Genomic DNA, 26,784 nt, shown 5'->3' with positions numbered 1-26,784 from the left:
TATGTCATGCGGGAATATCGGCAAGCGCGGCAAGCGAGGTTTCCAGCTTGGGCGTCACCATGTCGAAAAGCGGTAGGGCGGCAGCACCGAGCGCGGCGGTCAATTGCCCCGTCTGGCCGCGCAGCACGCGAGGCAGGTCGCGCTGCCTGCGGCTCGCGACCGAGGTCGGCAAGTTGCCCATGCGGGCGACGATGTCCTCGATAATGGCATCCGGCAGCGCGCCGCCGAGGATCACGGTCTGCGGATCAAGGATGTTTTCGAGCATGGCGACCATCGGGCCGAGATAGGTCGCCGCCTCGTCGACCCATTCCTCGACGACCGGGTGGCGATCCGCGTGCAGAGTCTCGAGATCGGAAAACTCGGTGTCGGAAATACCGACGCGGCTCAGCTTTTCCTTCAATACATAGGCCGACACGTAGCCTTCCAGGCAGCCTAGCTGGCCGCAGGATGGGCAGGGCCTGCCCTTCGGCACGACGGTGACGTGGCCGATTTCGCCGGCATTGCCGAAGGCGCCGCGATAGGGTGCGCCGTCCTGGATGATGCCGAGGCCGATGCCGACGCCGAAATAGATCATGCAGAAATTGGAGATCGCCAGGCCCGCGCCGAACAGCCGCTCGCCGACGGCCGCCGCCGTCGCGTCGTTTTCGACGATCACCGCATGGCCGCAGGCCTCACTGAGCGCCTGGGCGGCGTCAAGGCCTGCCCAGCCCGGCAGCGTCGTCGGGCCGACCGAGGTCATGCCATCGATCTCGAACGGACCGGGCATGACGACGCCGGTGCCGAGCAGCTTTGCGCCGACCAGTTCCGTGACCGCGGCAAGCTCGGCTGCGAAAGCGGGCAGGATATGCCCGGGAGTGGTATCCTTCAGCGGCGTGATGCGCTTTGCCCGCAGCCCGCCGGACAGATCGAGCGCCACCGTCACCATATGGTCAGCAGCTATCTCGACGCCGATGGTGGCGCCGCCCTCGGGATTGACCGCAAACTGGATCGGCGGCTGGCCGCGGCCGGATTTCAGCCGGCCCATTTCCATCAGCAGCCCCTCGCTCGCCAGGTCGTCGACGATGTTGGCAACGGCCTGGGGCGTCAGATGGGTGAGCTTGGCGATATGGGCGCGGCCGAGCGAACCGTGGCGGCGCACCACATCCAGCACGACGCGACGGTTGTGTTCGCGGCTGCGTTCAGGGTTCTTGCCGATAGCCACCGGGTGTGTGCCGATCGTGTGTATGGTCATTTCGCCCACCTTCGGTTGGCAGAATTCATAACGCCGGGAAACCGCATCCCGCAATAGAATAATTCAAGTAAATTATCTTATTGACAAAAGACCTCACTCAGGAAACCGTAAGGGGTAGGGCTGGGGCAAAGCGCCGCAGCACGTCAAAGGGAGGTTCGCCTCCCCGGAAACCAATAAACGCGTCGGGCTGCGGTCGCATCCGAATGCAGGGAACAATCAGTCCCCAAGACCGGAGCACCCGGCGGGGCAAATGGAGGCTCACATGCGCAAGGCAACTTTGTTCGCCGGTCTCGTCGCCGGTTTCAGCACATTCGCATTCAATGCCGCGCAGGCGGTCGAAATCGAATACTGGCAGTATGTCTTCGAGACGCGTGTGAAGGCGATGGACCAGCTCATCACCGAGTTCCAGAAGGCCAATCCGGGCATCACGGTCAAGCAGGTCACCTTCCCCTATGCCGACTACCAGACGCGTGTGATCGCCGCCAATATGGCCGGCAACGGTCCCGACGTGATGCAGCTGTTCTACGGCTGGCTCGACAAGTTCGTCGCCGGCGGCCTTCTCGCCCCGCTGCCGAAGGATGCATTCCCGCATGCCAAGATCGAAAGCGAGTTCTTCCCGATCGTCAAGGCGATGAAGCGTGGCGACGATTATTACGGCCTGCCGACCGCCGTGCGCTCGCTCGCCCTGTTCTACAACAAGAAGCTCTTCACCGAGGCCGGCCTCGACCCGAACAGCCCGCCGAAGACGCTCGATGAGTATGTCGCCGCCGCCCAGAAGATCGCCAAGCGCGACGCTTCGGGTAACCTCCTCGTCGAAGGTTCGACGCTCGACATGGGCGGCCAGGACCACCAGTGGTGGCGTGAAGTCCTGATCCGCCAGTTCGGCGGCGTGCCCTATACCGACAACGACCAGAAGGTCGCCTATAACAGCGAAGCGGGCGTCAAGGCCCTGAAGTTCTACACCAGCCTACAGCTCGAAAAGAAGATCGGCGCGGCCGGCTTCATGGACGAGGGCCAGGCGGCCTTCCGCGGCGGCAAGGCCGGCATGACCATCGACGGCACCTTCCGCCTCGGCGCCTTCAAGAGCATCAAGGACTTCGAATGGGGCGTGACCGAACTGCCGGCCAATGCTCAAGGCGTGCGCTCCAACTATGCCAGCTATTTCGCCAACGGCATCAGCGCCAAGGCGAAGGGCGAGGAGCTCGAAGCGTCGAAGAAGTTCCTGGCCTACATCACCTCTCCGGCCGCCATGGACATCTGGCTGAAGACCGTCGGCGAATTGCCGGCGCTCCGCTCGGCTGCGCTGACCGAGGCCAACCTGAAGGACCCGATCTACGCACCGTTCCTGAAGGGCCTGGAATACGCACACACCACCCTGTTCATGGATGAGCAGGCCCAGCGCCAGAACGCCATCGACATGGCAAACCGCGTGCTGCTTCAGGGTCAGTCCGTCGAGGACTCGATCAAGCAGGCGGCCGCAGCCGAGCAGGAAATCATCGACGCGGCCAAGCCGTAAGGTACGGAGCCGGTCATGGCAGCGATTGAACAGCAGGGGGCGGCGTCCGGCCGCCCCGGCGGATCCCCAGGGACATCCTTTGGCGACCGCTTTTCCATGCGGACGCGGCGCCTCGTCTGGGTCTGGAGTTTCCTTGCCCTGCCGATCCTCTTCTACGCGATCATCCGCTTTTATCCGACGTTCCAGGCCTTCTACCTGTCGTTCACCAACTGGGACCTGCTGCGGCCGGCGAAATTCATCGGGTTTGCCAACTATATCAAGCTCTTCAAGGACCCGCAGTTCTGGAAGGTGTTCAAGAACACGTTCACTTACCTGATCGTCGGCACGCCGATCAGTCTGGTTGTCGCCTTCACGATCGCCTTCTTTCTCGATCGCGTCCGCTTCATGCACAGTTTCATCCGGGCGCTGTATTTCCTGCCGTTCCTGACCACCGCCGCGGCCATGGCCTGGGTCTGGCGCTGGTTCTACCAGCCGCCGCCGATCGGCATCATCAACGACGTGTTCGGCATGCTCGGCATTCCGCAGCAGCCGTTCATCCGCTCGACCGACCAGGCGCTGTTCTCGATCATGGTGACGGCGATCTGGGCGGGCCTCGGCTTCCAGATCATCATCTTCATGGCGGGCCTGCGCGCCATTCCGGGCACGTTCTACGAAGCCGCGCGCATCGACGGGCTGGGCGAATGGGCGATCCTACGCAAGATCACGCTGCCGCTCCTCAAACCCACCACCGTCTTCCTCGTGGTGTTCTCCTCGATCGGCTTCCTGCGCATCTTCGACCAGGTCTACAACATGACCACCAACGATCCCGGCGGACCGCTCGGATCGACCAAGCCGCTGGTTCTGATGATCTACCAGACCGCCTTCAACTCCTATGCGATGGGTTACGCGGCTGCGCAGACGGTGGTGCTGTTCACCATCCTGCTGATCGTATCGCTGCTGCAGCTCTGGATCCTGAGGGAAAAGAAATGAGCGAAGCCACTCGCCTCAGCCACGGCAAGGTTCGCCCCGGCCTGATCGTCACCTGGACGGTGCTGTTCATCGGCGGCCTGATCATGGTCTCGCCGCTCGCCTTCATGTTCTCGACATCGCTGAAGACGGCGGACCAGATCTACGACCTGCGCCTCATTCCCGCGGCGCCAACGCTTGCGAACTATATCGCGGTGCTCGCCGACGGACGGTTCATGCGCTGGTTCTTCAATTCGACGCTGATTGCGGTCATCGTCACCGTGTCGAACTGCTTCTTCGACAGCCTTGTCGGTTATACGCTCGCCAAATTCGAGTTCCGCGGGCGCTATTTCATCTTCCTGGCGATCCTCTCGACGCTGATGATCCCGACCGAGATGCTGGTCATCCCGTGGTACCTGATGTCCAGCCAGCTCGGCTGGCTGGACAGCTACTGGGGCATCATGTTTCCCGGCATGATGACGGCCTTCGGCACCTTCCTGATGAAGCAGTTCTTCGAAACCGTGCCGAACGACTTCATCGAGGCGGCCCGCGTCGACGGGCTCAACGAATTCCAGATCTGGTGGAAAGTGGCACTGCCACTGGTGACGCCGGCGCTTTCGGCGCTTGCGATCTTCACCTTCCTCGGCAATTGGACGGCGTTCTTCTGGCCGCTGATCGTCACCACCAGCAAGGAACTCTATACGCTGCCGGTCGGGCTTTCGAGCTTCGCGGTCGAGCAGTCCATCCAGTGGGAAATGATCATGACGGGGGCTGCGATCGCCACCCTTCCCACCCTTCTCGTCTTCCTCGTCCTGCAGCGCTACATCGTCCGCGGTGTGATGCTGGCGGGCCTAAAGGGATAATGCAAGGATAAAACCATGGCGGACATCAACCCGCGCCTTTCCGACACCAGCACGTTCCCCGATCCGGTCTACAAGGAAACCGTGCTCCGCCCCCTCTTCGACGGCGCCAAGAGCCATCACGTAGATGGGTTCCGCAGGATCGACCGCGCGCATCTCGTCATGCTGGTCGAGACCGGCATCCTTGACGCGGAAATCGCGTCCAAGATCGCCGGCGCATTGGAGGCGATCGACACGGAAATCGATCCCTCGACGCTCGTTTATACCGGCGAGGTCGAGGACTTCTTCTTCCTGATCGAAAAGGAGCTGAAGGCCCGTATCGGTGTCGATATCGCCGGGCGCCTGCATACCGCCCGCTCGCGCAACGACATCGACCACACGCTCTTCAAGCTCGGCCTCAAGGACAAGATCGACGCGCTGATGGGCAAGGCGAGACGCCTGCTGGCCACGATGATCGATGCCGCCGAGCGCGAAAAGGCGACGCTGATCGTTGCCTATACCCACGGCCAGCCGGCCCAGCCGACGACGTTCGGGCACTATCTCTCGGCCGCGATCGAAGTGCTGGTCCGCGACATCGAGCGGTTTGCCGAGGCCCGGAAAATCGTCGACCTGTCGCCGATGGGGGCTGCCGCGATCACCACGTCCGGTTTCCCGATCGACCGCGCCAGGGTCGCCGAGTTGCTCGGTTTTTCCGCGCCACTGCGCAATTCCTATTCCTGCATCGCCGCGGTCGACTACACGACGTCCACCTATTCGGCGATCGAACTGATGTTCCTGCATCTCGGCCGCCTGATCCAGGATTTTCAGTTCTGGACGAGTTTCGAAGTCGGGCAGATCTACGTGCCGAACGCGCTGGTGCAGATCTCCTCGATCATGCCGCAGAAGCGCAATCCGGTGCCAATCGAACACCTGCGCCATCTCGCCAGCCAGACGATGGGCCGGGCCCGCACCGTGCTCGACGTGATGCACAACACGCCGTTCACCGACATGAACGACAGCGAGGGCGAAACGCAAGGGATGGGCTACGAGGCCTTCGCCTCGGCCGGCCGCGTGCTCGATCTGCTTGCGGCGTTGATCGCCCAGATCAGCATCGATCCGGAGCGCGTCGACCAGAATATCCGCCGGTCCTGCATTACCATTACCGAACTTGCCGACTCGCTGGTGCGCATCGAGGGGCTTTCGTTCCGCGAGGCGCATGAGATTGCCGCTGCAACGGCAAAGAGCGTCGTCGCAGCCAGGGGCGATCTGCCGAATGACGGCTACGAGCCATTCCTCAAGGCCTTCGAACATTCGGCCGGCCGCAAGCCTTCCATCGATCTCCAGAAGTTCAAGGAGATCGTTTCGCCCGAACATTTCGTCGCCGTGCGCGCCCGTTTCGGCGGTCCTGCCCCTGAGCCGATGCAGGCCGCAATCGCTGCCTATCGCGACAAGCTGGCCGCCTTCGAAGCCGAAGCCAAGAAGGCTGCGGACCATGAGGCGAAGGCAGCCACTGAGCTGAACCAGAAATTCACCGCCCTGACGGGAGCCCGCTGATGGCGACGATCGAACTTGAAAAACTGGTGAAGCGCTACGGCAAGGTCGAGGTCGTCAAGGGCATCGACCTCTCGATCGCCGATGGCGAATTCGTCGTCTTCGTCGGCCCCTCGGGCTGCGGCAAGTCGACGACGCTCAGGATGATCGCAGGGCTTGAGGAAATCTCCGACGGCACGCTGAAGATCGGCTCGGAAGTCGTCAACGAGCGCGAGCCGAAGCAGCGCAATATCGCCATGGTCTTCCAGAACTATGCGATCTATCCGCATATGACCGTGCGCCAGAACATCGGTTTCGGGCTATATACCTCAAAGCTCGACAAGGCCGAGAAGGACAAGCGGATCGAGGAAGCCGGCAAGATCCTCGGCCTCGAAGCCCTGCTCGATCGCCGGCCGGCCGCACTTTCCGGCGGCCAACGCCAGCGTGTCGCGATCGGCCGCGCCATGGTGCGCGACCCCTCCGCCTTCCTGTTCGACGAGCCGCTGTCCAACCTCGACGCCCAGCTTCGTGCGCAAATGCGCATCGAGATCAAGCGGCTGCATCAAAAGCTGAAGACCACCACCGTCTACGTCACCCACGATCAGATCGAGGCCATGACCATGGCCGACCGGATCGTGGTGATGAAGGACGGCGTGATCCTGCAGGTCGGCACGCCGTCGGAGCTCTACGATGCCCCGGTCGACGTGTTCACCGCCCGCTTCATCGGCAGCCCTTCGATGAACCTCGTGCGCGGCCGTCGCACCGCTTCGGGTGCGGTAATGGCACCGGTCGGCGATATCCTGATCGGCGTGCGCCCGCATGACCTGATTGCCCATGCCACCGTTACCGGCAGCAACGGCTTCACGGTGACCGGAACGGTCTCGGCCGTCGAGCCGTTGGGGCCGGAAACGCTGGTGCATCTGGACGTGGCTGATACGTCGATCATCGCGACCGTGCGCGAAAAATTCGTGCCGACTGTCGGAAGCACGCTCACCTGCGAAGCCGCTCCCGGCGACCTTTACCTCTTCGATGCCAGCACAGAGAGATTTCTGGGCCGTTCATGATGACGCATGCAGAGAAAAGATCCGCGGTGCTCAGCATCGGGCGGATCTATTGCGACCTGATTTTCACGGGCCTCGGCCACCTGCCGGTGCTCGGGCGCGAGATTTATGCCAGCGGCATGGAGATCGCGGCTGGCGGCGGCGCCTTCATCGCGGCCGCCCACCTTGCCCATGCCGGCCGCAAGGTAGCGCTTGCCGCCCGACTCGGCACGGATTCGCTGTCATCAGGCGTCGAGGAGCAGATCCGCGACAGCGGCGTCGACCTGCGTTTCGTCGAACATGCGCAAGATGCCGGACCGCAGGTGACGGTCGCGGCCGTCGTCGGCCAGGACCGCGCCTTTCTCACCCGCCGCGCCGGCCCTGCCCTGCCCGCCACGCTCGACGCCGCGCTCGACTGGGACGAAGCCCGCCACCTGCACATCGCCGAATATGCGACGCTGCACGAGATTCCGGACCTCGTTTCCCGCGCCAAGGAAAAGGGCCTGACCGTTTCGCTGGATCCGAGCTGGGACGCAACGCTGATCTATGACCGCGGCCTGCTGCGGGCCTGCGAGGGCGTCGATCTCTTTCTGCCCAACCTGGAAGAGGCGGAAGCAATCACCGGTTCGGCCGATCCGGAAGCCGCGCTTGCAAAACTGTCGCCGGCCTTTCCGCTGGTCCTGCTGAAGGGAGGCGCGAAGGGCGCCTGGGCGATGTCGAACGGCCGGATGCTGCATGCGCCGGCGGAGACCGTGCCGGTGATCGACACGACCGGGGCCGGCGACGCCTTCAATGCCGGCTTTATCGATGCCTGGCTGAACGAGGCGTCGGATGAAGCCTGCCTCAAGGCAGGCATCCGGTTCGGCAGCCGCGCCGTCCAGGCCGCCGGCGGCGCCAAGCTGCTCGCGAGCGGCGATTAAGCAATTCCAGGAAAAGTGCGCAGCGGCTTTCCGTCCGAAATTGCGGAATGAATGAAGCCCTTCAGACGATGGCGCGGTCGTTGGCGTCGAACCGGTGCAGGCTCGCCCTGTCCGGCGTCGCGAACACCACGTCGTCGGGCGCATAGGCATGTTCGCCGAACAGGCGGACGGTCAGAAGGCCGGTCGCCTCCGTTTCCAGATAGACGATGGTGTCGGCGCCGAGGTGCTCGACATGGATGACCTTGCCCTTCCAGTCGCCGCTTTCGCGAGAGAGGGCGATATGTTCGGGGCGAACGCCGATCGTCTCAGCGCCGGTTTGGCCGAGCTTTTCGGCAGCGATGAAATTCATCTGCGGCGAGCCGATGAAACCTGCGACGAAGACGTTAGCCGGCTTGTTGTAAAGCTCCATCGGCGAGCCGATCTGCTCGATCGCGCCGGCATTCAGCACGACGATCTTGTCGGCGAGCGTCATCGCCTCGACCTGATCATGGGTGACGTAGATCATCGTCGCCTTCAGCCGCCGGTGCAGGCCGGCGATCTCCAGGCGGGTCTGGACGCGCAAGGCGGCATCGAGGTTCGACAGCGGCTCGTCGAAGAGGAAGAGTTTTGGTTCGCGCACGATGGCGCGGCCGATCGCGACGCGCTGGCGCTGGCCGCCGGAAAGCTCGGCCGGGCGGCGGGCGAGATAGGGGTCGAGCGACAGCATGCCGGACGCCTTGGCGACGCGGGTGTCGATTTCGGCCTTTTCGGTGCCCGCCTGCTTGAGGCCAAGGCCCATATTGTCCTTGACCGTCAGGTGCGGATAAAGCGCGTAGGACTGGAAGACCATGGCGATGCCGCGCTTGGCAGGCGGCGTGTTGATGACTTCCGCACCATCGATCCTGACGCTGCCGCTGGTCGCATCTTCAAGGCCGGCAATGACCCTGAGCAGCGTGGACTTGCCGCAGCCGGAGGGACCGACGAAGATCACGAACTCGCCGTCCTGGACCTCGAGATCGATGCCCTTCAGTACCTCGTGAGGACCGAAGGCCTTGCGGATGGATTTCAGTTGAAGCGAACCCAAGGGCGTTTTCCTTACAAACCGGACTTCTAGAGGCGGACGGGTGCGCCGGTGCGCACGCTTTCGTCCGCCGCAAGGCAGATGCGCAGCGACTGGACGGCATCGTCCATGTGCCGGGTGAGGTCGATATTTTCGCGGATCGCTTTCAGCACATAGGCCTGTTCGAGATCGCAGAGTTTCTGATGATCCGGCTCGCCGGTCATGGCAAAGTCCTCGTCGCGGCGGACGAACTGGCCGTCCGGGCCGGTCTCGGCCGAATGGACGCGGATGACCGAGGTCTTGGTGTGAGTGTCGATATCGTCGGATTTCGCCTTGGCATCGACGAGGATAGACACCGAACCCTTCGGCGACATGACGTCCTTCACGAAGAAGGCCATTTCCGACATCATCGGCCCCCAGCCGGCCTCGTACCAACCGACCGAGCCGTCATCGAACAGAACCTGCATATGGCCGTAATTGTACATGTCCGGCGCGACCTCGTCGGTCATGCGCAGGCCCATGCCGCGGACTTCGACGGCTTTCGCATCGGTGATCTGGCACCAGACGTCCACATAATGCACGCCGCAATCGACGATCGGCGGGGTGGTCTGCATCAGGGCCTTGTGGACGTCCCACTTGAGGCCAGAGGACTGCTGGTTGAGGTTCATGCGGAAGACGTAGGGCGGGCCGAGCTTTCGCGCTTCCTCGATCAGCCGCATCCAGGAAGGGTGGTGACGGAGGATATAACCGACCACGAGTTTGCGGCCGTGCTGCTTCGCTGCCGCCACGACGCGCTCGGCATCGGCAACCGTGGTCGCCAGCGGCTTTTCCACGAACACGTCGCAGCCGGCCTCGAAAGCCATGACCGCATACTCGGCGTGGCTATCCGAATAGGTGTTGATCGAGCAGAGATCCGGCTTGGTCTCGTTCAGCGCCTGCTCGAAATCGGAGAACAGTGGATAGGCTTCGAGCTCGGCCGGCAGGTCGCGCCGCGAGCGGTTGACGAGGCCGACGATCTCGAAGCCCGGATTGTCGTGATAGGCGAGCGCATGGCTCCTGCCCATGTTGCCAAGGCCGGCGACAAGAACACGGATGGGGCGGGTGGAGTTCATGTGTTTGTCTCCTTGTTTGAGACAGCGTACCGGGTCACCCCCTCATCCGCCTGCCGGCACCTTCTCCCCGCTGGGGAGAAGAGGATATGCCGCGACGTGGCTATTCCCTCCTCTCCCCTTGGGGAGAGGGTGGCCGAGCGGAGCGGAGGCCGGGTGAGGGCGCGCGCCCTATCCTCACATGCGGACGCCATCACTTCACCGCCCCCGACGTAATCCCCCGGATCAGCTGCCGCGAGAAGATGACATAAAGAACCATGACCGGCAGGATCGCCAGCGACAGGGCCGCGAGCACGGCGTTCCAGTTGGTGACGAACTGGCCGATGAACATCTGGGCGCCCAAGGTCACCGTCTTGGTGGCCTCGCCTGGCGCCAGGATCAGCGGGAACCAGAGGTCGTTCCAGATCGGGATCATGGTGAAGACCGCGACCGTCGCCATGGCGGGGCGCACCAGCGGCAGCACGAGGCGGAAGAAGATCGCATATTCGGACAGGCCGTCGATGCGGCCGGCGCTCTTCAGGTCGTCGGAGACGGTGCGCATGAATTCCGACAGGATGAAGATCGCCAGCGGCAGGCCCTGCGCCGTGTAGACCAGGATCAGCGAGGTCAGCGTGTTGACGAGACCGGCCGCGACCATGCCCTGCAGGATTGCCACCGTGCCCAACCTTATCGGGATCATGATGCCGAGAGCGAGATAGAGCCCCATCAGCATGTTACCGCGGAACCGGTATTCGGACAGCGCGAAGGCGGCCATGGCGCCGAACAGCAGGACGAGCGCGATTGAGACGACGGTGACGATCAGGCTGTTCTGGAAATAACCGACGAAATTGCCCTGGCTCAGCACGGTCTGGTAACCGATCAGGCTGAAGGTTGAGGGTGTCGGCAGGGCCATTGGCTGGCTGAAGATCGCGCTGCGGCTCTTGAACGAATTGACCAGCGTCAGGAACACCGGAAACAGCGCCACCAGCGTATAGGCGATCAGCGCCAGGTGGATGAAGGCGGCACGGGCGGGGGCGGAGCGGGCTTTCGACATATCTGGCGCTCCCTTCAGAACTGGTAGCGGCGCATGCGCCGCTGGATGACGAAAAGATAGAGCGCGACGCCGGCGAGGATGATCAGGAACATCACGGCCGCGATGGTGGCGCCCATGGAACGGTCGCCCATCTGGTTCTGGAAGCCGAAGAAGGTGCGGTAAAGCAGTGTGCCGAGAATGTCGGTCGAGCCGTTGGGCCCGGCAAGCGCGCCCTGCACCGTGTAGACCAAGTCGAAGGCGTTGAAATTGCCGACGAAGGTCAGGACCGAGACGATACCGATCGAGGGCAGGATCAGCGGCAGCTTGATCTTCCAGAACTGGCTCCAGCCGGTAATGCCGTCGCATTCGGCGGCTTCCAGCACCTCGTCGGGGATGTTGAGCAGCGCCGCATAGATCAGCATCATCGGAATGCCGACATATTGCCAGACGGAGATCAGCGAGACGGCGATGAGCGCAGTCTCCGCCTTGCCGAGCCAGGGCGCAAAGGCCCATTTCAGGCCGACCAAATCCATCAGGCTCGGCGCGATGCCCCAGATCGGCGACAGGATCAGCTTCCAGATGAAGCCGACGATGACGAAGGAGAGCAGCGTCGGCACGAAGATCGCCGAACGGTAGAAGGCCGCGAACCGCAGGCCGGGCAGCGACAGCATGGCGGCAATCGCGATGCCGACCGGGTTCTGCACCAGCATGTGGATGATGAAGAAGATCACGTTGTTGCGGAGCGCGTTCCAGAAATCGGCGGAAAGGCGCGGATCGCCGAACAGGGTCTTGAAATTGTTGAGGCCGACGAAGGCAAGCTGGCCCTCGACCATGTTGAAGAGCGACAGCCGCAGCGTCTCGATCAGCGGCAGGATCATCACCGCCGTATAGACGAGGAAAGCCGGCGCCAGGAAAACGGCGATATGCCAGCGGGTGGCGCGTTTCACCGGAACCGTTTCGATATCGGCAATTTCGGTATCGCTCATGGGTTTGGGTTCCGGTGGGTTGTATAGGAATTATGCTCCCTTACGGGAGGTCTTGCTTAGACAAAAAGACCCCTCCCCAACCCCCTCCCCACAACGGGGAGGGACTAACCTGCCTCGCCGTTTCGGCAAGGACGAGCCGGTTCCGCGAGTTTTCTCCCCCCTTGTGGGGGAGATGGCCGGCAGGCCAGAGAGGGTCTTTGAGATGCTCACTTCGCCGGCTTGTACCAGCTGTCGAGGCCCTTCTGGGTTTCGGCAGCGGCCTGTTCCGGGGTCTGGGTGCCGTTGATGACGTTGGCCGAGACACGCCACATTTCGAGGTCGAGATTCGGCTGGCCGCGGCCGACGACGGCAGCGCTCGGGCGGATCGTCTGCTTGCAGTTCTGGCGCCAGGAGACGAATTCCTGAGCAAGCGCGTCCTGCATCTTCACCGGCGTCGAGTTCAGGCTGAAGAAGCCCGGTGCTGCGTTGGCATAAAGATCGGCAAATTCCGGCGAAGCGACCCAGGACAGGAATTTCTTGGCGGCTTCGAGGTTCTTGCCCTTGGCGTTGAGGCCGATGCCGATGTCGTTATGGTCGGAAATGTAGCAGGTATCGCCTGCCTTCTTCACCGGCGGCGGGAAGGCGCCCATTTCGAAATCGGCCTGCGCCTTGAACGGAGCGATTTCCCAGGAACCGGCCGGATAGATGGCGGCGCGGCCGAGCGTGAAGAGGTTCTGGCTGTCCGGATAGGTCTGGGCTTCGAAACCGTCGCCGAGATAGGGCTTCCACTTGGCGAGCGTCTTGTAAGGCTCGACCCAGGCCGCGTCGGTCAGCTTTTCCTTGCCTGCGATCAGTGCCTTGCGGCCGTCCTCGCCCTTCCAGTAGTTCGGGCCGATATTGTAATAGCCCATGGTCGCCGCTTCCCACTGGTCCTTGGTGCCCATGGCGAGCGGGATGTATTTGCCGTCCTTCTTGAATTTTTCGAGAGCCGCGAAGAATTCGTCCTCGGTCTTCGGGATCTGGACGCCCACATCCGTGAAGGCCTTCTTGTTGTAGATGAAGCCGTGGATGACGGAGGCCATCGGCACGCAGAAGGTGGTCTTGCCGTCGTCAGTGCTCCAGGCGGACTTGCCGACGTCGGAGAAATTGGAAATGCCCGGCAGGTCGTTCAGCGAGGCAAGCTGGCCCTTCTGGAACATGGCGAGCGACAGGTCGAACGGACGGCAGGTGATGAGGTCACCCGCGGTGCCGGCTTCGAGCTTGGCGTTGACGGCGGAATTGTATTCCGTCGGCGCCATCGGCGCGAAGCTCACCTTGATGCCGGGATTCTTGGCCTCGAAGGCCGGGATGATCTTCTGCTGCCAGATCGGCAGGTCGTCATTGCGCCAGCTCTCGATGGTGAGCGTTGCGGTCTGCGCGGACGCGCCGGTCGCGACAAGACCCGCCGGCGCAAGTACGGTCGTGGCAAAAAGTATGCTTTTCAATATGCGTGTCATGATGTTCTCCCTTTTATATGCGCCTTCAGGCGCGTTTCATGGAACTCTTGGACGCCTGCAATTCGGCAAGCGCTACGCGCAGCATATCGTCCGAACGGGCAAGCAAGCTCTTGGCGGCCTCGACATCGATCGCGCCCGCAGCAAGCAGAACCGCGACCTTCACCGACCCTTCGGCGGCCTCGACCCAGATCCGGGCCGCGTCAAACCCGATGCCGGCGATATCGGCCACGATGCGGGCGGCGCGGACGCGCAGCTTACCGTTGTCGGCACGCAGATTGACCATGTGGCCGTCATGCACGTGGCCGAGTTTGACGGCGGTGAGCGTCGACAGCATGTTGAAGGCGATCTTCTGGGCCGTGGCGGCACCCATGCGGGTGGAGCCCGCGACGACTTCCGGCGGCGTTTCGAGCAGGATCGCCGCATCGGCGCCCTCGAACAGCTTTGCGCCGGCATTGTTGGCCATCGCCACGAGTTTCGCGCCGCGGCGTTTCGCGGTTTCGGCGACGGCAACCGTGTAAGGGGTCGAACCGCTCGCGGACACGCAGATGATGCAATCGGCCGCATCGACGATATCGGCATCCCGTTCGCCGAGCGAGGCATCGTCTTCGGGACCACCGGGCAGATCGGCAATGGTGGGAACACCGCCGGCAAACAGGATGGCGATCCGTTCGGGCGGTATGCCGTATGTGCCAGGCAGTTCCATGGCATCGGCCATCGCCACGAGGCCGGCGCTGCCGGCACCCGCGTAAACCACCTTGCCGCCGGATTTCAAAGCGGCGGCCATGAGATCGGCGGCTTTGGCGATCGCCGGGACGGCATGGTCGACAGCCTTGGCTGCCGCCTGCTGGCCGGAGGCGAGAAGCACGAGGATTTCGGCGGGCGCGAGCGTATCGAGCCCTTCCGCTTTCCCATGTCTTGCCTCGGTGGCAGTTCTGCTCATCCGGTTTCTCCCTCTCATCCAAAATGATGCCAAAAAAATACCAATTGTCCAGAAGGAAAATTAACTTTTATGAACGGATCGATAACTTCGACAAAAGTCCGGCAAAATATACCCATGTAATCAATAGGATGAAACCTGCGACCCTGAGATTTTCGAAATCATGCTTGGTTATTGGTACGTTTTTGGTATTATTCGGCCCGGAGGTACCCATGGCGGCCTATTTTATCGGAATCGATGGCGGCGGAACAAGCTGCCGCGCGGCACTTGCTGACGGAAACGGCATGATCCTCGGCCGCGGCAAAAGCGGCGCTTCCAATATCCTGACCGACCCCGACACGGCCCTCAGGCATATCGCCGAGGCGTCCCGACTCGCTTTTGCCGAAGCCGGGCTTGAGCCGGACCTTTCCGCCACATCCGCCGTGCTCGGCCTTGCGGGCAACAATGTCGGCGATGCAGTGAGTTATGTGCAGGCACGGCTGCCTTTCAAGCAGTCGGATATCGTGTCGGACGGCGTGATCGCGCTGCAGGGAGCAATCGGCAACGAGGATGGGGCGATCGGGATCGTCGGCACCGGCACGGTCTATATCGCCCGGCATGAAGGCAGACTTCATTCGGTCGCCGGCTGGGGCTTTCAGGTGAGCGATCTCGGCAGCGGCGCTCGGCTCGGCCAGCTCGCGCTGCAGGAAAGCCTGCTTGCCTATGACAACATCCATCCGATGTCCGGCCTGTCGAAGGCCGTACTCGCCGAATTCGACGGCAATCCGGAAAAGGTGGTCGATTTCGCCCGGCTGGCGAAGCCCGGCGATTTCGGGCGTCATACGCCCAAGGTGTTCGACTTCGCGCGGCAGGGCGACGAGGCGGCTATCCGCATTCTCAAGACTGGGGCAACGGGCATTGACGAGGCGCTTGACGCCGTGAACCGTATCACCAGGGGGAAAGGCCGGCTCTGCCTGCTCGGCGGGCTTGCGCCGCTTTATCCCGAATATCTGGCCGAACGGCATCGCGCCCGGTTGTCCGAACCGCTGGCCGACGCGTTGACCGGCGCTGTGGCGCTTGCGGTCAAGACCTATGGGGCGCGGGCGGAGCTTCGCGCATGAACCAGATGCTAGCCGCCATCCTGCCGCTCGACGGCCTGCAATCGGCCGGCACCGGGCCGCTTTACCGAAAGCTGCGCCAGAGCCTCGAAGAGGCGATCCGCACCGGCAAGCTCGGGCATGGCGACGCCCTGCCGGCGGAACGCGATCTCGCCGACTACGCCAATGTCAGCCGCGTCACGGTGCGCAAGGCCGTCGACGATCTCGTCAAGGACGGGCTACTCACCCGCAAGCACGGCTCGGGCACGTTCGTGGTCAAGCCGATGTCGCGCGTCGAGCAGCCGCTCACCCGCCTCACGTCGTTTACCGAGGATATGGCACGGCGTGGGCTGGTGACGCGATCCGAATGGCTGGAACGCGGGCTTTTCCACCCCTCGCCCGAGGAAATGATGATGCTCGGCCTTGCGCCCGGCACCAGGGTCGCCCGTCTAGGACGCCTTCGCCTTGGCAACGACATGCCGCTTGCGATCGAGCGCGCCAGCATTTCCGCCGATTTCCTGCCGGATCCTTCGGCTGTAACCAATTCGCTCTATGCGGAGCTCGGGAAAAAGGATGCGAGGCCGGTACGCGCCATACAGCGGATATCGGCCTGCAATATGAAGAACCCGGATGCCGGGCTGCTGGCCGTGCCGATCGGTTCCGCCGGGCTTTCGATTGAGCGGGTTTCATACCTGGCATCCGGCCGTGTGGTGGAACTCACCCGCTCGCTCTATCGCGGCGATGCCTATGATTTCGTGGCCGAGCTTTCGCTCGGCGAAAACTGATCTTCGAGGACGATATTATGCTGACCAATATGACCAACATGCGCAAAGAGATCGACGAGATACCGGAAGCGGCCGCACGCCTGCTCGACGGCTCGGCGGCCGAGCTTGCCGCTGCCGGCCGGGCGCTGCGCGAAAAGGACCCGGCCTTTCTGATTACCATTGCACGCGGCTCCTCTGACCATGCAGCGACCTTCATCAAATATGCGGTCGAACTCACCGCCGGCCGGCCGGTCGCCTCGCTCGGACCTTCGCTTGCTTCGATCTACGGCGCCAAGCTGAAGCTCGACGGCGGTGCGGCGATTGCCATTTCCCAGTCCGGCAAGAGCCCGGATATCGTCGCGATGACTGAAGCCGCGGCCAAGGCCGGCGCCGTCACCATTGCGCTCACCAATACGCTCCCCTCGCCGATCGCAAGCGCTTCGGCTCACGCGATCAATATCAATGCCGGGCCGGAACTCGCCGTTGCGGCGACGAAGTCCTTCGTCAACTCGATCGTTGCCGGCCTTGCGCTGTTGTCGGAGTGGGTCGGCGACGAGGCGCTGAAAGCAGCCATTCGCAACCTGCCGGAGCATTTCGAAAAGGCGGTCAAGCTCGACTGGAGCGCGCTTGCCAACGAGCTCGGCGATGCGGAATCGCTCTACATGCTCGGCCGCGGCCCGGCACTGGCGATCGCCAGCGAGGCGGCGCTGAAATTCAAGGAAACCTCCAACATGCATGCGGAAGCCTATTCGGCGGCCGAAGTGCTGCACGGGCCGGTGGCGCTGGTCGAAAAGCGTTTTCCGGTCGTCACCTTCGCGGCGCGCGATGCGGCCGAAGCCTCGGCCATCGAGATTGCCGACAACCTGGCGGCCAAGGGCGCCCTCGCGTTTGCGACCTCCGACAAGGTCAAAGACGCCCGCAGGCTGCCCTTCGTCGCGACCGGCCACCCGATCACCGATGCGCTGACGCTCATCCTGCCCTTCTACGGTTTCGTCGAAGCCTGGTCGCGCGCCAAGGGCTTTAATCCCGATGCGCCTGTCGCACTCAAGAAGGTGACCGAGACGCTATGAGCACGTCGAAAGCCATTACCGGCGCCCGCATCTTCGACGGCACCTTCTGGCACGAGGATGCCGCGCTCGTTTTTGCGGACGGCAAAGTCGAAGCGATCCAATCGACATCCAAGCTGCCGGAAGGCATCGAGAGGATCGATGCCGGAGGCGGGCTGATCGTGCCGGGCTTCATCGACCTGCAGGTGAATGGCGGCGGTGGAGTGCTGCTGAACGAGGAGCCGACGGTCGCGGGTCTCAGGCAGATCTGCGCCGCGCATGCCAAGTTCGGCACGACGGCGCTGCTGCCGACGTTGATCACCGACACCTACGACATCACGTCCAGGACGGTCGAGGCCGGCAAGCAGGCGAAGGCCGAAGGCATGCCGGGTTTCCTCGGCCTGCATCTCGAAGGTCCGCATCTTTCGATCGCGCGCAAGGGTGCGCATGACCCGAAACTGATCCGGCCGATGGGGGAGAAGGACGTCGAGCTGATGCTCTCCTGCCGCGGCGTGTTCGATGCGATGATGATCACCGTCGCGCCGGAGAATGTCACGACGCAACAGGCCGAGAGGCTGGCGCAGGCCGGCTTCATGGTGAGCCTCGGCCATACCGACACGACCTACGAGACCGCCAAGGCCTATGCCGAGGCTGGCGTTCGCACCGTTACCCATCTTTTCAATGCCATGAGCCCGCTCGGCCACCGCCAGCCGGGCGTCGTCGGCGCCGCACTCGATATCGGTTCGCTCTATGTCGGGATCATTGCCGACGGCATCCATGTGCATCCGGCCGCAATGGACGTCGCGCTCAGGGCCAAGAACGGACCCGGCAAGATCTTCATCGTCACCGACGCGATGTCGACCATCGGCACCGACATGAAGAGCTTTACGCTGAATGGCCGAGAGATCCTGCGCCAGGACGGGCGCCTGACGCTCGCCGACGGCACACTCGCCGGCGCCGACATCGACATGATCTCATCGGTCCGGTTTGCGCATGAGGCGCTCGACCTGCCGGTCGAGGAGGCATTACGCATGGCATCCACCTATCCGGCGGAAGCCGCTTACCTTGCCGACCGCAAGGGTGCGCTGAAACCCGGTTTCGACGCGGATTTTGTATTGTTGACTGATGACCTCGGCATGAAAAGCACCTGGATCGGTGGCACGAAGGTTCACCAGCAATAAGACTTAGCCGGCTACGGGAAACCGTATCTCGACCTTCAAACCCTTTCCCTCGCGACCGTCCGCGAGGATCATCGTCGCCCCGTGCAGGCGGGCGATCTCCTCGACGATCGGCAGGCCGAGGCCGGTGCCGAGCTTATCCGAGCGATCGCCGCGATCGAAACGCCTGAGCACCGAAGCCCGTTTTTCCGGCGGAATGCCGGGACCATCGTCCTCGACCTCCAGCATGGCGGCACCGTCTTCCGACTTGACCCGAACCGTCACCTCGGCGCCGTTTCCGGCATAAAGCAGTGCATTGCCGATCAGGTTCTTCATCAGTTCGCCGATCAGCAGCGGTTCGGCGGAAACCATGATTTCCCCCTCCCCTTCGAAACCGAGATCGATACCGGCATCGGCGCCAAGCGGCACGTTGTCGGCCGTCGCACCGCGCGCCAACGCGGTCAGGTCAACCCGCTGCATCGAGGCCGACCGGGTGGCCGCATCGATCTTCGCCATCAGCAGAAGCTGGGCGAGGATATGCTCGGCATCCGCCACCGCCTCGTCCGCCTTTCGGGCTGCCTCCTTGACCTCGGCAAGTTCGGTCGCGCGGTCGGCGAGGGCCAGCTGGGTGCGGATAATGGTGAGCGGCGTGCGCAGTTGGTGGCTGGCATTTCCAGTGAAATGCCGTAGCGCCTCAAGCGCGCTTTCCAGGCGAACCATGAAGGAATTGACCGTGTCGACAAGGCCCTGCACCTCGTTCGGCACCCGTTCGCTGATCGGGTGAAGATCGTCCGGGCTGCGTTCGGCGATCGCCTCGCTGAAACGGTAGAGCGGGCGGAGCGACAGCGTCACCGCCACCCAGACGATGATCGCGGCGCCGACGATCATGAACAGCAGGCGCAGCGCGGAGCGGATCAGGATCGTCTGCGTCAGCTGCTGGCGGGCGATGGTGGTTTCCGCCACGGTCACCGTGAACGGCACGGAATTGATGCCGGTGGAGGCGGAGCGGGCAAGGGCAGCGACGCGGATCGGCTCGCCACGGAACGTGGCGTTCTCGAACGCAGCCGCCTGGCCTTCCCGGCGCGGGATCGACGGCAGCGTCTGATAGCCGGTGATGAATTTTCCAGGCGGCCCATCGACGCGGTAGAAGACGCGGTCCTGGGCCGCCGAGGTCAGCATCTCCAGGGCCACGTAGGGGATGTCCACTTCGAGAGAACCGTCCTCGGCAACGATCACCCGCTCGGCGATCGCCAACGCGGAGCCGGCCAGCACGCGGTCGGACACGTCGTTTGCGGTATCGACCGCCTCGTCCCAGGTGTCGACCATGGCGATCGTGCCGATCACCGCCGTCGAGACAAGAAGCCAGGCGAGCAGCCGGCGGCGCAGGGAATAGGCGGCGATCGGCGGGACGGGTTGGGCGCCGTGAGAGACCGATGTCATGCGGTCGGTGCCGTGGTTTCGAGATAATACCCGATGCCGCGGGCGGTCTTCACGGTAAGCCCGTGCGGGGCGAGGCGCCGGCGCAGGCGGCTCACATATTGCTCGATGGCGTTGGCGGAAAGGTCGTCGTCGAAGCCGGTCAGCGAAGCCATGATCGCGTCCTTGGAGACCACCTTGCCGGCGCGCAGGAAAAGCAGTTCCAGAAGCGCCACCTCGCGTGCGGGCAGGTCCAGGGGCACGCCCTGGCTCGAAAAGGTCCGCGAATTCAGGTCGAAGGTGATGCCGCCATAGTTGACGATCGAGCTGCGGAGACCCGCCTGACGGCGCAGCAGCACGCGGATGCGCGCCTCGAATTCCGGGATGTCGAACGGCTTGATCATATAGTCGTCGGCACCGAGATCGAGCCCCCTCACTCGCTCCTCGGGCGTGCCACGGGCGGTCAGGATCATAACGGCCGCCTTGTTCGCCCGCGCCCGCATGGCGCGCAGGACGTCAAGTCCGTCCATTTCCGGCAGGTTCAGGTCGAGGATGACCAGATCATAGGTCTCTGCGGCGGCGACAGCTTCCGCCGAAGCGCCGTCGGCGACCGCATCGACCGCATAACCGCTGCCGCGCAGGATCTTCGACAGCCCGTCGGCCAGCGCCTGATTGTCCTCGACCAGAAGAATACGCACGAAATCTCCCCGCTTCCGCAGACGATTATAAACGCGGAAGCGGCGATGTCACTGAGGCGCTGATACGGTGGTTACCGCGACCGTTATTGGGAACGGCCGATATAGTCCATCTTGCCGATCGGAACGCCCTTGTGACGCAGGATGGCGTAGGCCGTCGCGACGTGGAAATAGAAGTTCGGCAGCGCGAAGCCGAGGACATAGCTCTTGCCGGTGAACTTCGTCTCGCCGCTGCGGGTTTTCAGGATCACCTCGGCGTCCTCACGGTCCGCCATGCTGGCCGGGTCGACGCTGTTCAGGAAGGCCACGGTCTTTTCAATGCGGGCATGCAGATCGGCGAAGGTGACTTCGTCGTCGGCCATCGCGATGCTGTCGATCTGCCCGACGCGGACAGGCACGAATTTCGCCGTGTCGCTGGCGCGCTGGATCTGGGCGGTCAGCGGGTACATGTCGTGGACCAGACGGGTTTCCAGCAGTTCCTTATGGGCAATGCCCTTCTCGTCGGCGAAGGCTTCGCCCTTCTTGAGGATTTCCGTGAGGTTGCCGAAAGCGCGGATGAAAACCGGTACCGTGATATCGTAGAGCGTAAGCGACATGGTGCGAAACCTTCGTTGACGGACGGGACGCCGGGCTTCCGGCGCGAAAGACCGACCACAGGTAATGGCAGGGCATCGGAAAACAAGCCGGCAGACGGTTGCATCGAACCGCCTGTGGCGGGAATGTTACGGCTCACCCGATCGGCTTGTCGCGGCCGCCGCGGTGGGGCATTGTGAGCCCATGAAAAGGCTGCTTTTCTCACTCCTCTGTCTTGCCGTCTCGCCAGGTCTCGCCGGGGCGGATACCAAGCTGTTCCAAGCGCTTTCCGGGCGGGACGACGCGCCGATGCTGACGGTCTATTCCTCGCTCGACGAGCCGCTCGCCAAGCCGATGATCGCCGGCTTCCAGACGGCCAATCCGGATGTGGCGGTGCGCTACGAGGACATGCTGACCGGCGAGATATACGACCGGATCGTCAGGGAAACGGACGCGGGCGGCAAGACCGCCGACTTCGCCTTTTCCTCCGCCATGGACCTGCAGGTGAAGCTCGCCAATGACGGCTACGCCCAGCGCAGCGACCTGCCGATGAGCGGGCAATGGCCAGGCTGGGCGAACTGGCGCAATACGGCCTACGCACTGACTTTCGAACCGGCCGTGTTCGTCTATCACAAGCCGAGCTTCAAGGATTCGTCCCCGCCCTCGACCCGGGCCGAACTGGTCGATTTCCTCCAGAAGCGGGGCGATGCGGTCTACGGCCGGATCGGCACCTACGACATCGAGCGTTCCGGGGTCGGTTTCCTGTTCATGGCGCGCGACCAGGAGCAGTTCGGCGATATCTGGTCGGTGATCCGGGCGATGGGTGCTGCAGGCGTGAAGCTCTACTCGACCAGCCAGGCGATCCTGGAGCGCGTCGCCGACGGACGGTTCCTGCTCGGATACAATATTCTCGGTTCCTATGCCGCCGACTGGGCTTCCCGTCATCCGGATGTCGGCATCGTGCTGCCGAAGGACTATACCGTGGTGATGTCGCGCATCGGCCTGGTGCCGCAGGCCGCCGCCGCTCCGGATCTCGGCAAGCGTTACCTCGAATTCTTCATGTCGAAGGAAGGCCAGACGATCATGGCCCGCGAACTGCAGATCCCCGCCGTCAGCCCGGAAGTCGCCGGCAACAACACCGCGACGACATTGCGGGAGATGCTTGGCGGACAATTGAAGCCGGTTCCGGTCAGCCTCGGGCTGATGGTCTATCTCGACCAGGTGAAGCGGGCACGGCTGATTTCCCGCTGGAACGAGGTCCTCAGGCTGCAATAGTCACAAAATTCGGCGGCGGCGGGTGGAAACCCCTTGCCAAATGGCAAGTCCAGGGAAAATGTCAGGTTAATGTCAGCTTCATATGCTGGCTTAGGGCATTCGGCCCCCATTTGGAGGTGGGGACCCGATTGACGATGGGAGGACATCGGCCAAGCGGTTCCCGCTTGCCAAACCCTCTTCCTCGTTCCGCCAACAAACATATCGCGTCGGATTACGACGCCAACGGAGGATCGACCCTTGAAACATTTCTTCCTTGCTTCCCTTCTCGCGGGCGCAATCGCACTTCCGGCCGCTGCGGCCGACTACTCGATCATGGCTCCGGCAGCGCCGGGCGGCGGCTGGGACCAGACCGCCCGCACCATGCAGACCGCTTTGCAGACCGAGAAGATCTCCGGCAAGGTTCAGGTCATGAACGTTCCGGGCGCCGGCGGCACGATCGGCATCGCCCAGTTCGCCAGCCAGCAGAAGGGCAATGCAAACGCCCTGATGGTCGGCGGTTACGTCATGGTCGGCGCCATCCTGACCAACAAGTCGCCGGTCACCCTGAAGGACGTCACCCCGATCGCCCGCCTCACGGGCGAATACGAAGTGATCGTCGTACCGGCAGCCTCCGAGATCAAGACTGTTGCCGACCTCGTCGCCAAGCTGAAGGCAAACCCGGGCGCTGTTTCCTGGGGCGGCGGTTCGGCCGGCGGTACGGACCACATCACGGCGGGCTTGATCGCAAAGGCTGCCGGCGTTGATCCAACGAAGGTCAACTACATCGCGTTTTCCGGCGGCGGTGAAGCACTCGCCGCCATCCTCGGCGGCCAGGTCACGGCCGGCATCTCGTCCTACGGCGAGTTCGAATCGCAGATCAAGGCCGGCGCGTTGCGTCTGCTCGCCATCTCCTCCGACAAGAAGCTCGAAGGCATCAATGCCCCGACGCTGAAGGAATCCGGTCTTGACGTCGTGATCCAGAACTGGCGCATGGTCGCTGCCGCTCCCGGCCTGACCCCCGAGCAGAAGAAGGCTGTGACCGCCGACGTCGAAAAGCTCGCCAAGTCCAAGACCTGGCAGGACACCCTGAAGACCAAGGGCTGGATCGACACCTATCTCTCCGGTCCGGAATTCGAAGCGCAGCTTGCCAAGGACATTGCCGCGACTGAAACCATCCTGAAGGACATCGGACTGGTTAAATGAGCCTCGACAACAACAAAACGAGCACCGAACAGCGCCGCCCCGATTGGGCGGCGCTTGTTATTGCCGCCATCCTCGTCGCCGTCGCTGCCGTCATCTTCCTGGATGTCGACCGGCTGCGGGACATGGGCGGTTATAGCCAGGTCGGTCCCGCCACCGTTCCCAACTGGATCGCCTTCGCACTGATCGGCCTCGCCATCTGGACCGTATTCGCCGCGTTTCGTCGTGACTTTCCGGCGCGCGAAAAACAGGAATTCGGTCCTGTCGCCTGGGTCGTCGCCGGCCTTCTGGCGCAGATGATCCTCATTCGGATCGCCGGTTTCTCGATCGCCACGGGCACGCTGTTCGGCCTCGCCGCAGCGGGTTTCGGCGCCCGCAGGCTGTGGATCAGCATTCCGGTCGGCATTATCGTCTGTCTTGGCATCTGGTGGCTTTTTGCCGGCGTCCTGCAACTGTCGCTTCCGGCAGGCCCGCTCGAACACCTGATCCAGTGACGTGACCCTGAGAGTAAGATCATGAGCACATTCGAATTCCTTCTCCAGGGGCTCGTGTCGGCAATGGAGCCGATGAACCTCTTCTATGCGCTGATCGGCGTGACGCTGGGCACCATGGTCGGCGTGCTTCCGGGCATCGGTCCGGCGACCACCGTCGCCCTGCTTCTGCCGGTGACCTACCAGCTGGATGCGACCGGATCGCTGATCATGTTCGCCGGCATCTATTACGGCGGCATGTATGGCGGTTCGACCACCTCGATCCTCTTGAACACGCCGGGCGAAAGCGCCTCGATCGTCACCGCGCTCGAAGGCAACAAGATGGCCCGGGCGGGACGCGGCGGCCCGGCATTGGCGACGGCAGCTATCGGATCGTTCGTCGCCGGCCTGATCGCCACCTTGGCGCTTGCCTTCATCGCGCCCTACATCGTCAAGCTGGCGCTGGTCTTCGGTCCGCGCGAATATTTCGCGCTGATGGTTCTGGCCTTCGTCACCGTCTCCTCGGCCTTCGGCAATTCGACGCTGCGCGGCCTCACCTCGCTGTTCATCGGGCTTGCGCTGTCGCTCGTCGGCATCGACCAGCTGACCGGCCAGAACCGTCTCTCCTTCGGGGTTCCGGACCTGCTCGACGGCATCGAGGTGACCACCATGGCGGTCGCCATGTTCGCGATCGGCGAAACGCTCTATATCGCCGCCCAGGGCGAAGCCGCACCGGACAAGATCGAAGCGATCAGGGGCTCGGTGTGGATGACGGCGCAGGATTGGGGGCGCTCCTGGAAGGCGTGGCTGCGCGGCACCGTGATCGGCTTCCCGATCGGCGCGATGCCGGCCGGCGGCGCCGAGATCGGCACCTTCCTCTCCTACGCAACTGAGAAACGGCTTTCCAAACACCCGGAAGAATTCGGCAACGGGGCAATTGAAGGCGTCGCCGGGCCGGAAGCGGCCAACAATGCGTCCGCCGCGGGCACGCTGGTGCCGCTCCTGACCCTCGGCCTGCCGACCTCGGCGACTGCCGCGATCATGCTCGCCGGCTTCCAGCAATACGGCCTGCAGCCCGGTCCGCTGCTGTTTGCGACCAACCCGCAGCTCGTCTGGGGCCTGATCGCCTCGCTGCTGATCGCCAACCTGATGCTGCTCGTGCTCAACCTGCCGCTGGTCGGCCTGTGGGTGAAGCTGCTGACCATTCCGAAGCCGTGGCTCTATGCCGGCATCCTGGTGTTCGCAACACTCGGCACGATCGGCGCCAACCCCTCGGTGTTCGAGCTCGGCATGCTGCTGGTCTTCGGGCTGGTCGCCTATATCATGCGCGTCTTCGATTATCCGATCGCGCCTGTCATCGTCGGCCTCATCCTCGGGCCGCTTGCCGAACAGCAGCTTCGCCGGGCGCTGGCGATCAGCCAGGGTGACGTGACGGTGCTGTTCACCTCGCCGATCGCCGCCGTGCTGCTGAGCGTGGCAGCGCTTGCCCTCATCCTGCCGCTCGTCCTGCGCGCACGCGGACGCGGCGACGCTCTTTCGCAGATGGCAGCCAGCGAAGACTGATCATAACGCTGCCAGCAAACTGAAAGCCCGGCTTCGGCCGGGTTTTTTTATTGGCCGAATACCGACCAGCCGGTTCTGGTGGCCAGCATTTCGAGCGCCAGCGAACCGAGCAGCGAATTGCCGTTGTGATTGAGGCCTGGCGACCAGACGGCGACGGAGGCCTTGCCAGGGGCTACCGCCATGATGCCGCCGCCGACACCGCTCTTGCCGGGCAGGCCGACACGGTAGGCGAAATCGCCCGACCCGTCGTAATGGCCGCAGGTCAGCATCAGCGCATTGATGCGCCTTGCCCGCTGCTTCGATACCACGGTGTGCCCGGTCAGCGGATTGCGACCCGATGCGGCGAGGAAAAGGGCCGATTTGGCGAGCTGGGTACAGGTCATTGCCAGCGCGCAGTGGTGGAAATAGACGCCGAGGACGTGTTCGACGGGATGGTCGAGCTTGCCGAAGGAGCGCATGAAATTGGCGAGCGCGAAATTGCGGAAACCCGTCGCCTGCTCCGACTTCGCGACTTCCGGATCGATGGCGATCGAATCGTCATCCGCCAGGTAACGCACAAAACGGACGATCTCGCCGATCGCCTCGCGCGGCGTGTGTCCGGCAAGCACGAGATCGCTGACGGCAATGGCGCCGGCATTGATGAAGGGATTGCGCGGTTTACCTTCCTCATGTTCGAGCTGGACGATGGAATTGAAGGCCGATCCGGAGGGCTCGCGGCCGACGCGGTTCCAGGTGGTCTCGCCATGCTTGCCGAGCGCCAGCGTCAGCGTGAAGACCTTCGAGACGCTCTGGATCGAAAAGGGCTCGTCGCAATCGCCAGCCTTGAAGACCTGGCCGTCGACACCGATGATCGCCATTCCGAACTTCTTCGGATCGACATGGGCGAGCTGCGGGATGTAGTCGGCCACCTTGCCTTCGCCCAGACGCGGCGTCAGCTTGTCATGGATCTCGTCGACGATCGCCTGCAGGTCTGCCATCTCTTAACCCCGAA

The 26,784-nt window shown here is 63.2% G+C and carries 25 protein-coding genes; 14 read left to right on the top strand and 11 right to left on the bottom strand.

Annotated elements, in window-relative coordinates; genetic code table 11:
- Positions 1–4: 4 nt before the first annotated feature.
- Positions 5–1,231: an ROK family protein gene (locus C5J24_RS07555; RefSeq protein ID WP_105417629.1), complete on the bottom strand. Its 1,227-nt coding sequence runs from the start codon at positions 1,229–1,231 to the stop codon at positions 5–7.
- A 250-nt stretch (positions 1,232–1,481) separates the two neighbouring features.
- Here C5J24_RS07555 and C5J24_RS07550 point away from each other — a divergent pair, with 250 nt between their 5' ends.
- Genes C5J24_RS07550 through C5J24_RS07525 form a run of 6 tightly spaced genes read left to right on the top strand, consistent with a single transcriptional unit; the run spans position 1,482 to position 8,021 of the window.
- Entirely contained in the window at positions 1,482–2,747 is a 1,266-nt protein-coding gene (locus tag C5J24_RS07550; RefSeq protein WP_105416959.1) for an extracellular solute-binding protein, read from the top strand.
- 15 nt (positions 2,748–2,762) lie between these two features.
- Positions 2,763–3,716, top strand: coding sequence for a carbohydrate ABC transporter permease (locus C5J24_RS07545; RefSeq protein ID WP_105416957.1), 954 nt, complete (start codon positions 2,763–2,765; stop codon positions 3,714–3,716).
- Positions 3,713–4,555, top strand: coding sequence for a carbohydrate ABC transporter permease (locus tag C5J24_RS07540; protein WP_105402279.1), 843 nt, complete (start codon positions 3,713–3,715; stop codon positions 4,553–4,555). The genes C5J24_RS07545 and C5J24_RS07540 overlap by 4 nt, the downstream gene beginning before the upstream one ends.
- A 15-nt stretch (positions 4,556–4,570) precedes the next feature.
- Positions 4,571–6,085 carry an argininosuccinate lyase gene (argH, locus tag C5J24_RS07535; RefSeq protein ID WP_105416955.1) on the top strand — a complete coding sequence of 505 codons (1,515 nt, stop codon included), beginning with the start codon at positions 4,571–4,573 and terminating at the stop codon, positions 6,083–6,085.
- Entirely contained in the window at positions 6,085–7,125 is a 1,041-nt protein-coding gene (locus tag C5J24_RS07530; protein WP_105416953.1) for an ABC transporter ATP-binding protein, read from the top strand. Before argH ends, C5J24_RS07530 begins: the two co-directional genes overlap by 1 nt.
- Positions 7,122–8,021, top strand: coding sequence for a carbohydrate kinase family protein (locus tag C5J24_RS07525; RefSeq protein WP_105416951.1), 900 nt, complete (start codon positions 7,122–7,124; stop codon positions 8,019–8,021). Before C5J24_RS07530 ends, C5J24_RS07525 begins: the two co-directional genes overlap by 4 nt.
- Positions 8,022–8,082: 61 nt before the next feature.
- Here C5J24_RS07525 and C5J24_RS07520 read toward each other — a convergent pair whose 3' ends face one another.
- From C5J24_RS07520 to C5J24_RS07490, 6 genes are all read right to left on the bottom strand, one after another.
- Complete coding sequence (locus C5J24_RS07520; protein ID WP_105416949.1) at positions 8,083–9,084, bottom strand: ABC transporter ATP-binding protein; 1,002 nt, start codon at positions 9,082–9,084, stop codon at positions 8,083–8,085.
- Positions 9,085–9,110: 26 nt separating this feature from the next.
- Positions 9,111–10,172 (bottom strand): Gfo/Idh/MocA family protein, encoded by a 1,062-nt coding sequence (locus tag C5J24_RS07515; protein WP_105416947.1) that lies wholly within the window; start codon positions 10,170–10,172, stop codon positions 9,111–9,113.
- Positions 10,173–10,362: 190 nt separating this feature from the next.
- Positions 10,363–11,202 carry a carbohydrate ABC transporter permease gene (locus tag C5J24_RS07505; protein ID WP_105416943.1) on the bottom strand — a complete coding sequence of 280 codons (840 nt, stop codon included), beginning with the start codon at positions 11,200–11,202 and terminating at the stop codon, positions 10,363–10,365.
- 14 nt (positions 11,203–11,216) lie between these two features.
- Positions 11,217–12,167 carry a carbohydrate ABC transporter permease gene (locus C5J24_RS07500; RefSeq protein ID WP_105416941.1) on the bottom strand — a complete coding sequence of 317 codons (951 nt, stop codon included), beginning with the start codon at positions 12,165–12,167 and terminating at the stop codon, positions 11,217–11,219.
- A 206-nt stretch (positions 12,168–12,373) separates the two neighbouring features.
- Complete coding sequence (locus C5J24_RS07495) at positions 12,374–13,642, bottom strand: ABC transporter substrate-binding protein (RefSeq protein WP_105402270.1); 1,269 nt, start codon at positions 13,640–13,642, stop codon at positions 12,374–12,376.
- A 25-nt stretch (positions 13,643–13,667) separates the two neighbouring features.
- Positions 13,668–14,582 carry an N-acetylmuramic acid 6-phosphate etherase gene (locus C5J24_RS07490; protein WP_105402269.1) on the bottom strand — a complete coding sequence of 305 codons (915 nt, stop codon included), beginning with the start codon at positions 14,580–14,582 and terminating at the stop codon, positions 13,668–13,670.
- A gap of 209 nt (positions 14,583–14,791) precedes the next feature.
- Here C5J24_RS07490 and C5J24_RS07485 point away from each other — a divergent pair, with 209 nt between their 5' ends.
- The 4 genes from C5J24_RS07485 to nagA are packed head-to-tail and all read left to right on the top strand — an operon-like array spanning position 14,792 to position 18,646.
- Entirely contained in the window at positions 14,792–15,679 is an 888-nt protein-coding gene (locus tag C5J24_RS07485) for an N-acetylglucosamine kinase (protein WP_105402268.1), read from the top strand.
- Positions 15,676–16,440, top strand: a complete 765-nt coding sequence (locus tag C5J24_RS07480; RefSeq protein WP_105402267.1) for a GntR family transcriptional regulator — start codon at positions 15,676–15,678, stop codon at positions 16,438–16,440. Before C5J24_RS07485 ends, C5J24_RS07480 begins: the two co-directional genes overlap by 4 nt.
- A 17-nt stretch (positions 16,441–16,457) precedes the next feature.
- On the top strand, positions 16,458–17,489 hold the full coding sequence (locus C5J24_RS07475) for an SIS domain-containing protein (RefSeq protein WP_172723884.1): 1,032 nt from the start codon (positions 16,458–16,460) through the stop codon (positions 17,487–17,489).
- Positions 17,486–18,646, top strand: a complete 1,161-nt coding sequence (nagA, locus tag C5J24_RS07470) for an N-acetylglucosamine-6-phosphate deacetylase (RefSeq protein WP_105416939.1) — start codon at positions 17,486–17,488, stop codon at positions 18,644–18,646. Before C5J24_RS07475 ends, nagA begins: the two co-directional genes overlap by 4 nt.
- A gap of 3 nt (positions 18,647–18,649) precedes the next feature.
- Here nagA and C5J24_RS07465 read toward each other — a convergent pair whose 3' ends face one another.
- The 3 genes from C5J24_RS07465 to C5J24_RS07455 all read right to left on the bottom strand — a co-directional run bounded on the left by C5J24_RS07465 (position 18,650) and on the right by C5J24_RS07455 (position 21,329).
- The gene (locus tag C5J24_RS07465; RefSeq protein WP_105416937.1) at positions 18,650–20,062 is read right to left on the bottom strand and encodes a sensor histidine kinase; all 1,413 of its coding nucleotides are present in this window, start codon (positions 20,060–20,062) and stop codon (positions 18,650–18,652) included.
- Positions 20,059–20,736, bottom strand: coding sequence for a response regulator transcription factor (locus C5J24_RS07460; protein WP_105416935.1), 678 nt, complete (start codon positions 20,734–20,736; stop codon positions 20,059–20,061). The genes C5J24_RS07465 and C5J24_RS07460 overlap by 4 nt, the downstream gene beginning before the upstream one ends.
- Before the next feature lie 83 nt (positions 20,737–20,819).
- Positions 20,820–21,329 carry a DUF1993 family protein gene (locus tag C5J24_RS07455; protein WP_105416933.1) on the bottom strand — a complete coding sequence of 170 codons (510 nt, stop codon included), beginning with the start codon at positions 21,327–21,329 and terminating at the stop codon, positions 20,820–20,822.
- Between the two features lie 181 nt (positions 21,330–21,510).
- Between C5J24_RS07455 and C5J24_RS07450 the strand changes: the two genes are divergently transcribed.
- The 4 genes from C5J24_RS07450 (at position 21,511) to C5J24_RS07435 (ending at position 25,793) form a co-directional block, all read left to right on the top strand.
- A complete protein-coding gene (locus C5J24_RS07450) occupies positions 21,511–22,581 on the top strand; it encodes an ABC transporter substrate-binding protein (RefSeq protein ID WP_105416931.1) in 1,071 nt (356 codons plus the stop codon).
- 237 nt (positions 22,582–22,818) lie between these two features.
- On the top strand, positions 22,819–23,763 hold the full coding sequence (locus C5J24_RS07445; protein WP_046637889.1) for a tripartite tricarboxylate transporter substrate binding protein: 945 nt from the start codon (positions 22,819–22,821) through the stop codon (positions 23,761–23,763).
- Positions 23,760–24,254: a tripartite tricarboxylate transporter TctB family protein gene (locus tag C5J24_RS07440; protein ID WP_105416929.1), complete on the top strand. Its 495-nt coding sequence runs from the start codon at positions 23,760–23,762 to the stop codon at positions 24,252–24,254. Before C5J24_RS07445 ends, C5J24_RS07440 begins: the two co-directional genes overlap by 4 nt.
- A 21-nt stretch (positions 24,255–24,275) precedes the next feature.
- Positions 24,276–25,793, top strand: a complete 1,518-nt coding sequence (locus tag C5J24_RS07435; protein ID WP_105402259.1) for a tripartite tricarboxylate transporter permease — start codon at positions 24,276–24,278, stop codon at positions 25,791–25,793.
- Positions 25,794–25,840: 47 nt separating this feature from the next.
- Here C5J24_RS07435 and C5J24_RS07430 read toward each other — a convergent pair whose 3' ends face one another.
- Positions 25,841–26,770, bottom strand: a complete 930-nt coding sequence (locus tag C5J24_RS07430; protein ID WP_105416927.1) for a glutaminase — start codon at positions 26,768–26,770, stop codon at positions 25,841–25,843.
- Positions 26,771–26,784: the final 14 nt, after the last annotated feature.

It is taken from the genome of Neorhizobium sp. T25_27, assembly GCF_002968565.1.
Taxonomy (GTDB): domain Bacteria; phylum Pseudomonadota; class Alphaproteobacteria; order Rhizobiales; family Rhizobiaceae; genus Neorhizobium; species Neorhizobium tomejilense.
The sequence above is the reverse complement of the archived record's forward strand: the minus strand, read 5'-3'. Positions and strand labels throughout refer to the sequence as shown.